The sequence below is a fragment of the Paraglaciecola sp. genome (assembly GCF_039942875.1).
In the GTDB taxonomy this organism is placed as follows: domain Bacteria; phylum Pseudomonadota; class Gammaproteobacteria; order Enterobacterales; family Alteromonadaceae; genus Paraglaciecola.
The window spans coordinates 138,399-152,424 of record NZ_JBDVBQ010000004.1 but is presented as its reverse complement, the minus strand read 5'-3'; the positions used below and the strand labels follow the sequence as shown (position 1 = coordinate 152,424).

Sequence of the window (14,026 nt, the reverse complement as noted above, 5' to 3'; positions counted from 1 at the left end):
ACCAGTGTAACTTTCCTTATTTTGGGTTTTGATAAAACCACCACGACGTGTACTGTCCCAACCACTTAAATCACTTTCCTGACTAATTCCATAAATATTTCGCCATATATAGAGTGGGCCAATAGAAGTACCAGCTGTTGCAATACCAACAAAGGTCTTGGTTATATAGTTGCCCCAAATTCTCACATTGCGATTGGCACCTTCTGCTTCTATGCCATCATCCCAACAGTGGGAAATATAATTACCATAAATATCAGAGTCTCTATTAGGTGAGCCGTTATAACTATAATTCTCTAAGCCACCAATACCGTCGTTAAAATAGTGGTCTTCGTCTGAGTAGATTTCGTTATAACGAATAACATGATTGCCCGCGGTATTTTCAAAAGATATGGCTTGTGCCCCCTCCGGGTGATATGTATCTGTTGCAACTCTATACTCTTCCCAATTATTAGAATCGTAATTAGGGTGATGAATTTTATTTCGCTGTATAATAAATTGTGCACCTAAAGTGGCTTTTGAAAATACACCAGAATCAAAGTTTTTAGCAAAGCCATCATCCAAGACTCGCCCCCACTGACTAATATCGTTATCTTCAATAATTACATGGTGAGCGTTTACATCTAAATATATTGCGTGCTTTTCTGCTCCTGTTAAAGTAAGCCCTCTGATTATGATATAAGAAGCATCTATCTTTATATTATAAGTTCCCCCAGTAATTTCAGCGGTTCCACTTTCACCATAGGTGTAAACAAGGTAACCACCTTCTGAACCTGAATCTTTAATAGTCAATTGAGTGTCTGATGATTCAGGAAGTTCTACTATAGAAGCGACTGGAAACTCTTCGCTCCAAGTAATTGCAGTTATAATTTCCGAAGTACCAGACTCTAAAGTAACTTTTATCTCATACTCTGTATTTGGAGTTAAGTTCACTAGGCTTCCACGATACTCAGCTTCTCCAAAGTCTCCCCCGCGCTCGTCGTACCATAATGCAAAGCCATCATTCCAATCACTATCACCTAGGGGACGGTATTGAATAGTCCCCTCATTTTCGCTACCGGCATCAACGGCATCAGACCAATAAACTCCAATTGACTCAAAGGTCGCAATAGCTTCTGGTTGAGCAGATGCTCCAAATGCAAAGAATAACAAAAAAGGCAGGACCAATGCTCGCTTCTTAATTTGCCATGATATACCCATCATTTTTACCTCTTTTATTTCCGATACCGAAAGGGTGGAGCTACAGTTATTTAAGCTAGAAATGCTTTATCTATCGCTATTTCTTCAATACTGAGTAGTAAACCAAAAATTAAGATTTCGAAAAATCTATCACTCAATACTTATGTATAAAATTTAGGAGGTGTAGTAAGAGGTAAAACTAAAATTTGTTTCAACGAAGCGTTAACTATATAACCTAGCTACATACTGAATAAAACATCCGAAATAAGCTTTAAGTCAATAAGGTAAATAATTAAACTAAGTGCTGTTTATGGGTTACTCAGTAAGTGACTGGACTGGTTACACAACTTAATCATTAGGAGAGAAACATGAGGCTTACAAATACAATAAGAGACTACGGTTTTATAGCAAAAAGCCTACATTGGGGGACAGCTGCATTATTTTTATTCAGCTATTTATCGGTTTATTTTAGACACTGGTTTACAGAATCAGGAACCTCTGCCAGCTCTAAAGCACTGCAATTACACCTTTCGTTTGGGGTTACTATAGGGGTAGTTGTAGTATTGAGAATTATTTGGCGCATAGCAAATAAAACTCCAAATTCAGAGCCTGGCACACAATTACAAAAATTGGCGGCTCATATAGGGCACTTGGCCCTTTACCTAGCGATAGTGATCATGGTTGCTACTGGATATATGGGGACAGGAACTGACACAAAGTTTTTTAATATATTTAACATTCCTAAATTTGCAGATACTGTTTTATTTCAATCAATAGTCGTTGACCTTTTAAAAACGGATTTTAAAGCATTCGAAAAAGTGGTGGATTATATTCACAAAGATATTATGGGGAGCTTACTAATGTGGATGTTAATTGTAGGTCATGTATTAGCAGCCTTATATCATCACTTTATCTTAAAAGACCGAACTATTATCAAAATGTCGTACGATAAAAGTGCTTAACTCTAAGCAAATAAAATTTTACGAATATTTAAGTTTAAGCCCAATCTACAAGAAATTATTGATAAATGAGATAGTTATCAGGCCAATAAATGACTCAAATAAGAGACAGTAGGCTGTAAGTTTCTTTATAAGTGTTTCAATAATTCAAAGTTATATAAACAATATTCAAAAAGGTAAAAAAAACAAGCCAAAATGGTGTCTGAATAAAGTGACACCACTTAAACCCAAGCTTCGAAAACAAAGCTTCACATAAAAAGTATAGTTACGATTGGGTAACTACTCGGACTCAAACACTATTTTTACTCCATCTATTTTAAAGTAACTTGTATTTGAATCTGTCATTCTTGAAGTAAACTTAATTTTAAACTCGCTATTCAAAGAGTAATTAGAAAGATCGACTTCTGCTAATTCAAACTCATTACCCGTTTGCTGTTTAGTAGTTTTCCAAATGGTATGCCATGAACCATCGTATATTTCTACTCTATTAAAACCAAAGCCTTCTTGAATATTAGACATCCAATAAAAGGATAGCGTGGCACTTGACGCCCCATTTAAATCAAGGGTTCGAATAGCTTGGCTATCATAATCTAGTAGTTCCAGTTCATAATAACCAACATCAAGACCTCCTTTTTGAACAAGTGCATCACGCTTTAAAGACCATGATGTACTCCACCCTTGTCCGCCATTTTCATTTCCATATTCAAAATGGTCACTAGCTTTACTTGTGGTAATGATATCTTGAGGACCAAATATCATGGAAGAGTTACCATTTTCGTGCGCGCCAATATCCGGGCCAGTACCGACATACTCATCATTGAAATTTGGTAGAATAACACCACCATCATGTCCTGAACTTTTAGTGTCTAAAGAAAATTCACCTATACCCTGCTCAAAAACATCTTCCTCAGAAAAGTCAGTAGTGTATATTGGCATGTCATAAAGTCCGTTCTTTTGATTTGTTGTGTCCCCATCAATTCTGCCGTTATATAAATCATAATCATAGTCACCATCATCATTAATATCACCGCGTATGCTGGGGTCATTCGAATCTATAACATTAAGAATGTTATTTCGGGACACGACATTTTTCATTTCCCCACCCATACCTAATCCAGTCTTTGCTCCCAATGACTCAGTCGCTGATCCAATTTTTGGTTGCAAAATAGTATTATGAAAAACAAATATTTTCCCCCCGGTATACATGTCTTCTTGGCCAGTCTTTAAAAATCCTCCTCTATCCGTCTCATCCCAGTCATCCAGGTCACTCTTCTGACTAATTCCATACAAATTTCTCCAAATATATAATGGCCCAATTGATGTCGGAGCCGTGGCAATTGCGTTGTATGCTTTATTAATATAGTTGCCCCATATTCTGACATTTTTATTCGCTCCTTCGGATTCAATGGCATCATCCCAACAATTAGATATGTAATTACCATATATATCTGAGTCTTTGTTTGGGGAGCCAGAAAAGCTATAATTAACTCCACCGCCGATACAGTCATTGAAATAGCGATTTGGTCCAGAATATATGTTGTTATACCGAATAACATGGTTCCCAGCAGTTTCTGAAAACGTTATAGCTTGGGGGCCATTTGGATGGTAAGTTTTGAGGCTTTCACGATACTCTAACCAATTATTAGTATCAGCATTGGGTTCAAAAATATTATTATTTTGAATTATGATTTTTTCTACAGTCGCTTTATTACTGAAAATTGCAGAGTCTGCATTCACTCCCCAACCATCTTCATCAACTCGTCCCCACCTACTAATCTTATTGCTATCAATAACAACATCATGTGCATTTTCATATAACCTAATGGCATGCATTGAGGCATTCTTCAATACTAAGCCTTTTATAATTATATATGAGGCATTTATTGTAATGTTGTGATCGAGTACACCTTTAGCATTTAGAGTAGAGGTTTTCCCTGCTGGGGCAGTGTAAAGAATATATCCATCGGGAGTTCCGGATTCGGTTATTTCTAAAGTATCGGATGAGGTAATTGGCATTTCAATGGTTTTGGCGATAGGAAATTCGTCACTCCAAGTAGTCACAACGGTAGTTGAAGACTCACCCGATTCTAAGCTTAGCTTAATCTCATACTCAGTATTTGAGGTTAGATTGACAAGACTACCTCTATATTCTGGGTCCCCATAATCCCCCCCCCTATCGTCATACCATAGAGATTGACCATGGCTCCAGTCTTGTGTACCTAAAACCCGATACTCTAGCTTACACTCGTTTTCAACTCCTGCAGCTTCAGCATCTCCCCAATAAATACCTATCGATTCAAAGGTAGCTACCGCTCTTGGCCCTGCGCTTAGATTAAATGATACGAAAAGTACCAATAAAGTACCTAGTTTGTTAAAACGAATTAGCCAAGCTCTGTTCATTATTGCCTCTTTTAGTTTTTATATTATTATTGAAAGAGGAATGCCTAAAGTTAAACCTTACCTAACATAATCATAACTTGGATTTTTACTGAGTAAAGCTTTGGGCATACCACAAGTTAGCCTTTTAGCATTTTCTATACCAATAATTTTTGAAGCGGAATCAAAGCCCATATCTAAATCTGGAGCCCTGCCTTTTACATTATGACAATCAGAAGCAATTGCACTAACTTGCCCATCTAATAACAGCTGCTCAGCCTTAATTTGTACATCGCGACCAAACTTCCCGGTTAAGCTACTTGCTGTAATTTGAATGGGACAGCCTAAGTCTAGAAATTTTTGTAACTTACTATGACGAACTAAAAATGCACTATTGCGCTCTGGGTGAACTATCACAGGTAGATAATTTTTCGCTAACAACCATTTCACTAGGTTATCGCTACCTAGAGGCACATCACTACGGGGAAATTCAAGGAGAAATGTTCGTTTACCCTCGAACTCTCCTAAATAGGGTATTGAATCATTAATGGTTAAATTCATTATTTCAGAACCTATACGCATTTCAGCAGCCAATAACAATGAAATAGGGATATTTTCAGCTTCTACTATATCCCTAAACCTTAAAAAGTGCTCCTTGAGCTTAGCTTTTGTATTGTTGTATCTACCAACGTGAATATGGGGTGTTAAAACTTGCGTAGTAACGCCTGAATCAACAGCCATGCGTAACATCGTAAGAGAGTCTTCCACAGCTTGAGCACCATCATCAACCCCGGGTAATATATGGCTATGTAAGTCAATCATGGCGTGGCAACAAATTAAATCGCAGCCTCTGGCTTAGGCTCATCACCTTTTTTGGGTGTTACACCATAATACTCAGCTGTGTGGAAGTGTTCTCCGTAGTAGCTCATTTTTTTGGGATCTGCTGCCGTTAACACAGCACCAATAACATTTGCATTTAACTTTTGTAGGCGAGACACGGCCTCTTTTGCAATACTAATTTTTGTCTCTTCGGCTTTAGAAACAAATATCACGCCATCTACTTTATTAGCTAAAATACATGCATCACTTACAGGTATTGTAGGAGGTCCATCTAGCACTATGTATTCAAAATGCTCATTTAATGTAGCTAAAACTTCCTCAAACTTTCTTGAAGATAATAACTCAATAGGATTTCTAATAATTGTGCCGCAAGGCATAATCGAAAGCTTTTCATTATTGATTTTATGAAGTACGTTTTCTTCCAAACTAGCCCCCATTATGAGATCAGTTAGTCCTTGATTAAATGGTATGTCAAAACACTTTGCGATTGAAGGCTTTCGTAAATCAACCTCAAGTAACAATGTCTTACCAATATTGCTAAATGCTACAGCTAAGTTAATCGCAAGTGTTGACTTGCCTTCGCCACCTTCTGATGAGGTAATGAGTAACGTTTTAGGAGGCTTATCTATATTTGAAAATAACAAACCTGTTCTTATAGTATTTACACTCTCTGAAAAAGGAGATAAAGAATCATCTAAATACTGCATTTCTGGTTTGGCAATATTCTTTTTCTTTTTAACCAGTGGAGTGATACCTAAAGTTGGTAAATGCAAATTATCTTCAATGTTATCCGGAGTTTTAAAGGTTTTATTAAATGCATCTAAAAGCAAAGCCATTGCTATACCAACAATAAGACCAGTTATTACAGACAACATTATAATTAGTTTAATATTAGGCTTAAAAGGTTTAAGAGGAACAGTGGCGCTATCTATTATCGTTATATTTGATGCGTTATATTCACTATTACCAGAGGCTTCTAATAAGCTGATTTGAAAATTCTCATAAATACGCCTATTGTTCTCTACTTCTCTTTCTAAACTTACTAGAGAAAAATTATCTGACTGCAACTCTTGAATATCATTTCGGCTTTTATCAATTAGTTTCTCGATATTTGATACTTGCACTTTTGCTAACTGATAATCTTTTTCAATATTTTCGACAATTTTGTTAACTTCAGCAGCCAAAATTTCAGTAGCACTTTTCAATTCGGCCCGCGCTGCTATCATTTTTGGATGCTTCTCACCATAACGCTCGAAAAGTTCATTTACTCTTTGCTCTAAGCGTGCACGCTCTATCACCAGCCCACTTGCCGCAGCGTTTTGTAACACAGGGCCCAAAGAGTAGAGTTCAGGAGAATTAACTTTTACATCTTTAACAAGTAGATATTGTTCCTCTGCTGAGCTAAGGCGTGTTTGTGCGCGAATAAGCTCCCCGTTTAACGATTGAAGTTGACTATTCGCCAGACTCTGCTGTTGTTCCGTATCAACAAGGCCCTGTTGAGAACGGAATTGACTCAATTTAACTTCGGATGCGTATAAAGCGGCTTTTAATTGAGCAGATTGTTCACTTAACCAAAGCTCAGTATTTTTTAATTCACCTAAACGAGACTCTAACCCATATTGAATATAAGCTTCAGATAGGGTGTTGACAATTGCAGCGGCTTGTACTGGATCCGAAGAAACATAACTAATATTTATTATCTGACTTTGTCTTCCGCCACTTACCGATAGGTTATCTTGAATTTTCGCAGCCATCACAATACGTAACTCAGCGTCACTCATTGGCTTAGAACTAGGATCTCTATCTTTATAGGCATCACTTTGTTTGAACCTTTCAACTAATCCAAGTTTGTCCACTACTATCCCAGCAAGAATTCGAGAATTAATAATTTCATACTGCGTTTGATAGAATAATAAGACAAGAGATGCAGAAATACTGCGCCCATCATCATTCGCTTTAGGTGGTTGCGGATCCGCCAAAATTTTAGCAGTTGCCTTAAAGGCTGGTTCCGCTGTCCTAGCAACCATGACTCCAATTAGTAAACTAACTAACGTTACTAATAAAATTCCCCACTTGGCTCTGCGAACCGCTCGCCAGTAATGGCCAAGATCAACCGACTCTTCGCCATCTAGTGTTTTATTTTCGTGCATACGCGATCCCCTAAAGACTTGTTGGGTAACTACCTCGTTCATACTATTTCTTCCCTAAAAAAAACTTTCACTAATTGTAATGACATCACCGGGCATCACACCATCAACTAATTTAGCTTGCTGGATATTACGCTCTTCTTTTTCATTTACCATAGAGATGGCAGACTTAGATGCTCGCTCAGTGAATCCCCCAGCGATTGCTATGGCTTTTTGAACGGTTAAACCTTGTCGAAAAGGATAACTGCCAGGCTCTCGTACTTCCCCACCTATGTAAAAAGGACGATACTCATTGATTGTAACGGTCAAGTTAGGTTTTTTTAGATACCCTTGCAGTAGCAATTCTGTCAATTTATTTTCGACTTCGGTGACAGTCAAATCTGCGATTGAAACCTGTCCAAGTAAAGGCATTGAGATTGTTCCACTGGCACTAATTCTTACCTCAACTAAATTAAGATCTGGCTCATTAAAAACAGTTACCGATATTTGGTCTTCTGTCGCTAACCTGTAGTCATTTATCTCTTGTGCGGTAGATAAAGTTGAATTTACTAAGGTAATTATTAAACCTAGTAATAAAGCAACTAAAGTATGAGTTTTCATAATATTTTTTCCATAATTAAAGTGACTTATATTTAGTCAAAGGAGCTATTCAAAGATATTTCAAATATGTTAGCCGTATAATTGAAAGTATCTAAATCTGACGTGCGGTTTAAATATTTATAACCCACTTTTGAATCCAACCATCTATTAATAACGAAGCCAACCCCAACACTAAACTCCTCACGTTCGTCGGTTCTGTTTCCCTCAAATAAAGCCACTTCATCTTTGTAAAGCTTATACTCTGTAAGAAAGTTAGTTCGAGAAGTAATCTCATGTTGAGCTTCTATTGAATATGTAGTTCTGAAAAGGCCTCCTTCGTTAATTTGCGCGGATTCATTTGGATTTTTTGTCGAGCCCAAACTAAAAGAAGTATATCTGGTGGGCTGCCATTCCACATTAAAGAAATATGACAGACCAGATATAGTTTTGAATTGCTCGGAATTATATTCTTTATTCTTGTAACCAACTCTGAACACTCCAGAAGTTTTGGCTGTTGCTTCCCATGTAACTCCTAACAATAACTCTAATTCGCTATTTGACCTGTCTATTGAGGTTTCATTTTGAATATAATCGTAGTCCCCAGTACCTGCTTCCAATTGCAATCTAGTTTTATCTCCTAAATTATAAAAAAATCTAGCAGTTATTGCGCTACTATCGACATCTCTAAATTCTTGAGAGTTGTTTGAATAATCTCTGTTATTGACATCAAATATTAATACTAACTGTCCAATGCTTCTTTTGGTTCCGTAATAAAGAGCAGCATTTAATCCAGTTATAGTATATTCATTAAACTCTTCTGCTTCATCATCAAGCAATGAACTGTTTACCCCAGGTTTTTCGATTTTATCTTGATAAAAAAAGTTAAACTGAGCATTAATCGTCCTATTTATATCTAATAATGCGAAACCATTAAAATTGTGTTGAAAATAATTGAAATCAGAATTTTCAGAATATTGTGCAAAGTCTCCAACATACTCAAAAGCAAAATTGTGCTTCCCATAAAGTCCATTCAGAGAAATTTTGGGGACAAATTGAATTACACGATCAGATTCTTCAACATTGCTTCTAAAAACGTTATCATCGAAGCCTGCAACAATGGTGCCGTCGATTATTAGCCCTTGCCGACTTTGAGCCAAAGCCCTATCTGTCAAAAGAGCCAAGACTAGTGCCACGCTCAATACGAAAACATCGATTCTAAACATATATTATATCCTTTGACGCCCTTCCATTAATACAACCTCCGCCTATGTACTGCAATATATAATCCACTTTCTGCTTAGAATTATTGAACCATCTGTAATTAAAGCTAAAAATCATTAAACTTTATTTCAATCAAACAATATAATAGAAACGATAATACAACACTAAACCATCAAGTTACTATTTCCAATGCTACCCTAAAAAAATGGATTCTTATATTGGTATTAACTAGAAAAAGTGATTTAAACAGAAGTTTTGTGAAAGAGTTTGTGCATATTATTATTTGTGGGTTAAATGCATGACTTTATATAAGTGAATTACATTAACTCTTTGTATTAAATAAGTTAAAAAGTTAACAAGTTTCATTCATACAGACAAATTGAATAGTAAAAGTGAATAAATCATCTAATCATTTGATTATCAAAGCTTGATTCTCAGTAAACTATTTTCATCAAATGAGCATGAGTTATCTCAACACTAAAATTTGTCTTTTGAGGTAGATTAACTGTGCCAATAAGATGCCAAATTTTTCATAAAAACATCATATTCCCTATCACTCTCAAAAAGAAGATCTAATAGAAATATTGCTAAAAAAGTACCTTTCTTAAATATGGAAGTTACTATGGTTTATCATCTATTTTATTCTATTGTACAGCTGTATGTTAATGAGTTACTTATAACGTACTCACCCATTATCTAAAACTACTAGTTTTAGATTCATCGGAAAGATATGTCAGCTCTTCAGAAAAGTGGCATGAGAACAGAGCTCCTCTGCCTACAGAGCTACTTATAAGTAATTTAGAGTTATGATGCGACAACACATGCTTGACTATAGATAGGCCCAATCCAGAGCCACCTGTTTTACGTGACCTTGCTTTATCGACTCTATAAAATCGTTCGGTTAATCTATCAATATGCTCTGCAGAGATTCCATCTCCATTATCTTTCACACTGAAGGTAGCTCTTGCCCCTTCTAAGCTCCACTTTAATTCTATTACACCTCCGTTTGGCGTGTAATTAATTGCATTAAAAATTAGATTTGAAAAGGCACTACGTAATTCTGTTTCAATGCCGTAAACATATAAGATGGGTGAGATATCAAAAAAGATTTTATGCCCCCGCTCTCTGTTCAAAGCATCTGCCTCTACTTGGATCTGCCATAACATTTGTGGCACATTAACTAACTTATCAAATGCGCGCTCTGTACTGGCTTCAATTCTTGATAAGACTAACAACTCTTCAATTAAGCTCTGCATCCTTAAGGATTGTGAACGCATTTCAGAAATTGCTTTTTTCATCATAGGAGCTGGCATTTCTCCTTCTTCAGGGAGCATTTCTAGGTAGCCATTGATAACTGTGAGCGGCGTTTTTAATTCATGAGATACATTAGCCACAAAGTCTTTTCGCATATTTTCGATTTGTGTAAGCCTAGTGACGTCTCTTACAAGTAACATCAGGTGCCCATCTTCATAGGGCACGCCCCTAAATTCGAGCACTTTATTAGAATTAATGGGAGACGTAATTTCGATTGGGTGTTCAAAACGTTTCGCATCATAAAATGCTTTTAATTTAGGATCGGTCAGAATGTCAGTTAGTAACTTTCCCATATCATTTGGAAACCGTAATCCTAATTCGATTCTGGCCAACCGGTTGCACCAAGTAATATGTCCAGTTTTGTCTACCACCACAGCCGCATCTGGCAAAGCTTCAGAACCTTGGCGAAAGCGGCGAACAATCTCACCTAACGTCTTCCGTTTTTTTCGATTCTTTAAATTAGAGTTATAAATTCCTTCATAAATATGCGCCCAAACTCCGCGAGACATAGGTGGTGACATTTTCTTGCTATGCCACAACCAATAATCTAAGCGATATAAACGAATATAGCTCCAACCAAGTAATATTAAAGTTCCGATCAAAGAGACAACTAGCACTTGTTGTAAATAATACCCAAGTGAACATATCATTATGGTATATACAATAAACTTAAGAATACTTCTTAGCCAAGGGTGCGGCTTAAACATAATAGTCACTATTCCTTATTTATAACTTAAATTTAAAGCCCTGACATTCACGTAACCAATGGCTAGAGCCTAGGTTAAAGTTTGCTTGAAAAACGATAGCCTGCGCCCCGTACAGTTTGAATCATATTGTCATGTTCAAAGCTGGATAAAGCTTTACGAAGCCTTCTAATGTGAACATCTACGGTTCTGTCTTCAACATACACATTAGTGCCCCACACGTTATCTAATAACTGTTCTCTACTATAGACTCGCTCTGCATGGGTCATGAAAAAGTGTAATAATTTAAATTCAGTTGGCCCCATTTCTATTGGAGTATCATTTGAGGTTACACGATGGGATACAGGATCAAGCTTCAGGCCTTGAAAATCAATGGCATCTTCACTAGATGTAGGGGTAACCCTCCTGATAACTGCTTTCACACGGGCAACAAGCTCTTTAGGAGAGAATGGCTTTGTAACATAGTCATCGGCCCCTGCTTCTAAGCCTCTTATTTTATCTTCCTCTTCCCCCCTAGCAGTCAGCATGATAATTGGAATGTCTCTAGCGTATTCATGCTGCTTAAGCTTTTTAGCAAGCTGTACCCCTGTACCTCCAGGTAACATCCAATCTAAAAGGATTAAATCAGGATAAGGCTCTATAATTTTCTCTAACGCTACATCATAATCTTCAGCTTCAATTGCTTCATAGCCGGACTGTTCAAGTACAAACTTCAACATGTCTCGGATAGGAGCTTCATCCTCTACTAATAAAATACGTTTTGCCATTCTGGAGTTTCCTTAGTACATAGACGACGGGCACGATTATTCATACTATTTATGACACTTTTATTAAGGTTTGTATTTAAGTTTATATAAAGTGTAATAAGAGAATACAAAAGATAAGATGTGCATAACCTTTACATCAGGTTATTGGACTGCTTGTTTATTCTTTTAATTCCGCATATTCTTTATTCGCCAAAAGATTTTAAGGAATAAAAATTTAAATGACTAGTGCCAAACAGGGGTTATCTAAAAAGCTGTTAACAAGAGTATTATCAGTGTATTTCGTATTAACCTTGATAGTAACTGCAGGACAGATCGTTACTGAATACCTAAATGCCAAAAGTCATATTGAAAGCGAACTCCAAACGCTTAAAAATACATTTAGCACGAGTCTAACTCGAGCTATATGGGAGTTAAATACCCCCCAAGCTAAATCGATTGCGGAGGGTTTAATGGAATTACCTATAGTCGAAGGGGTGCAAATCAGAGATGAAAACGGCAACTATATTTCAAACCTTGGACGCACCTCAGAACTAAGTAATGAATCAATTACAAAAGGTGTGGTAAGAGACCATTCAGGCGGCACTTTCGGTTATAGTTTTCCACTTATATTTGAATTTTCTGGCAGAACCTCTTTAGTAGGAGATGTCACTTTATACTCGAGTTCAGATATTATTTTTGGTCGTATTGAAGTCGGAATATTTTTTCTTCTGGGCAATGCCATAGTTAAAACTGCATTTCTAGTCTTTTTATTTATGAGTGCATTTCGCACAATGTTAACCAACCCATTAAATGAATTAACCCAACAGATCTCCGATTTTAATTTAAATGATCCTAACTCATCAAAGCTTGATCTAAGTATTAATGAAAATAATGAATTAAAAGTCCTAGAAACTTCCTATAACAAGCTAATCGATGAAATTATAGATTATCAAGCAAAGTTAGCAGGAACCCAAAACGAATTGCAACAAGCCAATAGACGACTAGACGATCAAAATATTTCTCTAGAAGAAGATGTTGCCAAAAAGACCGCTACCTTAAGTAAAATAATGCTCGACCTTGAACAGCAAAAAGACGAATTATTAATTAATCAAAGAGAGCTAAGACAAGAGAACGAGAATAGACAGTTTATTGAAGACGAGCTTCGTAAACGAAATTCCGAACTTGCTACGTCTATGGAGACTATTCAACTAGCAAAAGATCAATTAGTAGAGTCTGCCAAAATGGCGTCTTTAGGCGGCTTAGTTGCAGGTATAGCCCATGATGTAAATACCCCACTTGGTGTTGGTGTTACAGCCACGAGTTTCCTACAGGATAGAGTTGATAAGTTAAAAGTGGCGTACGAAGATAAAAAGTTAACTGGTAGTACCATGTCCTCTTTTATATCTGAAGCACAACAAACGATTACACTATTAACAAATAATTTAAATAGAGCATCTGATTTAATTTCAAGCTTTAAACAAGTAGCAGTAGATCAAACGAGTGAGGCAGAAAGAGAAATTAATGTTAGTGAATACTTGATTGAAATTGTTCAATCTTTGGCACCTAGCATTAAGAAAACACAACATACAATTGACGTGCATTGCCCAGACGACCTAACCATAAAATGTGCCCCTGGAGTACTTGCACAAATACTCACTAATATGATTATGAACTCTCTTATCCATGGTTTTGAAAATAAACCTAAAGGCTCAATAGGCATAAATATTACGCAACAAGATAACAATCTACTGATACATTATACTGATGATGGAAAAGGCTTAGATAAAATAACTTTAGGACAGCATTTCGATGCATTTTTTACAACTAAGCGGGGTGAAGGAGGCAGTGGATTAGGTACTCATATTATGTACAACTTAGTCACGCAAACTTTAAAGGGTAAAATTCAGGCATCTAGTGAACTAGGAGAAGGTCTGCATTACAAAATATCCATTCCAATGTAAGTA

Annotated in this window: 10 protein-coding genes; 2 read left to right on the top strand and 8 right to left on the bottom strand. The window is 36.6% G+C overall.

All coding sequences use genetic code 11. The features are described from left to right. The coding region (locus tag ABJE44_RS01145) for a right-handed parallel beta-helix repeat-containing protein (RefSeq protein ID WP_348120605.1) at positions 1-1,200 on the bottom strand (1,200 nt) is incomplete at its 3' end. A 344-nt stretch (positions 1,201-1,544) separates the two neighbouring features. Here ABJE44_RS01145 and ABJE44_RS01140 point away from each other — a divergent pair. Next, positions 1,545-2,138 carry a cytochrome b gene (locus ABJE44_RS01140; protein WP_348113003.1) on the top strand — a complete coding sequence of 198 codons (594 nt, stop codon included), beginning with the start codon at positions 1,545-1,547 and terminating at the stop codon, positions 2,136-2,138. Between the two features lie 276 nt (positions 2,139-2,414). Here ABJE44_RS01140 and ABJE44_RS01135 read toward each other — a convergent pair whose 3' ends face one another. The 7 genes from ABJE44_RS01135 to phoB form a co-directional block, all read right to left on the bottom strand. Continuing rightward, complete coding sequence (locus tag ABJE44_RS01135) at positions 2,415-4,535, bottom strand: hypothetical protein (protein ID WP_348113005.1); 2,121 nt, start codon at positions 4,533-4,535, stop codon at positions 2,415-2,417. Between the two features lie 57 nt (positions 4,536-4,592). After that, complete coding sequence (locus ABJE44_RS01130; RefSeq protein WP_348113007.1) at positions 4,593-5,333, bottom strand: CpsB/CapC family capsule biosynthesis tyrosine phosphatase; 741 nt, start codon at positions 5,331-5,333, stop codon at positions 4,593-4,595. 14 nt (positions 5,334-5,347) lie between these two features. Continuing rightward, positions 5,348-7,543, bottom strand: coding sequence for a polysaccharide biosynthesis tyrosine autokinase (locus tag ABJE44_RS01125; RefSeq protein WP_348113008.1), 2,196 nt, complete (start codon positions 7,541-7,543; stop codon positions 5,348-5,350). Between the two features lie 12 nt (positions 7,544-7,555). After that, entirely contained in the window at positions 7,556-8,098 is a 543-nt protein-coding gene (locus tag ABJE44_RS01120) for a polysaccharide biosynthesis/export family protein (RefSeq protein ID WP_348113009.1), read from the bottom strand. A 32-nt stretch (positions 8,099-8,130) separates the two neighbouring features. Then, the gene (locus tag ABJE44_RS01115) at positions 8,131-9,300 is read right to left on the bottom strand and encodes an outer membrane beta-barrel protein (protein WP_348113010.1); all 1,170 of its coding nucleotides are present in this window, start codon (positions 9,298-9,300) and stop codon (positions 8,131-8,133) included. A gap of 690 nt (positions 9,301-9,990) precedes the next feature. Continuing rightward, positions 9,991-11,319, bottom strand: a complete 1,329-nt coding sequence (gene phoR, locus ABJE44_RS01110; RefSeq protein ID WP_348113011.1) for a phosphate regulon sensor histidine kinase PhoR — start codon at positions 11,317-11,319, stop codon at positions 9,991-9,993. A 74-nt stretch (positions 11,320-11,393) separates the two neighbouring features. Beyond that, positions 11,394-12,083 carry a phosphate regulon transcriptional regulator PhoB gene (phoB, locus tag ABJE44_RS01105; RefSeq protein ID WP_133470246.1) on the bottom strand — a complete coding sequence of 230 codons (690 nt, stop codon included), beginning with the start codon at positions 12,081-12,083 and terminating at the stop codon, positions 11,394-11,396. Between the two features lie 218 nt (positions 12,084-12,301). On the opposite strand from phoB, the gene ABJE44_RS01100 reads away from it, so the two are divergent. After that, on the top strand, positions 12,302-14,023 hold the full coding sequence (locus tag ABJE44_RS01100; RefSeq protein WP_348113012.1) for an ATP-binding protein: 1,722 nt from the start codon (positions 12,302-12,304) through the stop codon (positions 14,021-14,023). Positions 14,024-14,026: the final 3 nt, after the last annotated feature.

What these genes read in the sequence shown, in the direction of transcription:
- ABJE44_RS01135 (WP_348113005.1), bottom strand. Translation starts at nt 4,535, where the DNA reads ATGAACAGAGCTTGGCTAATTCGTTTTAACAAACTAGGTACTTTATTG.
- ABJE44_RS01125 (WP_348113008.1), bottom strand. Translation starts at nt 7,543, where the DNA reads ATGAACGAGGTAGTTACCCAACAAGTCTTTAGGGGATCGCGTATGCAC.
- phoR (WP_348113011.1), bottom strand. Translation starts at nt 11,319, where the DNA reads ATGTTTAAGCCGCACCCTTGGCTAAGAAGTATTCTTAAGTTTATTGTA.
- ABJE44_RS01120 (WP_348113009.1), bottom strand. Translation starts at nt 8,098, where the DNA reads ATGAAAACTCATACTTTAGTTGCTTTATTACTAGGTTTAATAATTACC.
- ABJE44_RS01130 (WP_348113007.1), bottom strand. Translation starts at nt 5,333, where the DNA reads ATGATTGACTTACATAGCCATATATTACCCGGGGTTGATGATGGTGCT.
- ABJE44_RS01100 (WP_348113012.1), top strand. Translation starts at nt 12,302, where the DNA reads ATGACTAGTGCCAAACAGGGGTTATCTAAAAAGCTGTTAACAAGAGTA.
- phoB (WP_133470246.1), bottom strand. Translation starts at nt 12,083, where the DNA reads ATGGCAAAACGTATTTTATTAGTAGAGGATGAAGCTCCTATCCGAGAC.
- ABJE44_RS01115 (WP_348113010.1), bottom strand. Translation starts at nt 9,300, where the DNA reads ATGTTTAGAATCGATGTTTTCGTATTGAGCGTGGCACTAGTCTTGGCT.
- ABJE44_RS01140 (WP_348113003.1), top strand. Translation starts at nt 1,545, where the DNA reads ATGAGGCTTACAAATACAATAAGAGACTACGGTTTTATAGCAAAAAGC.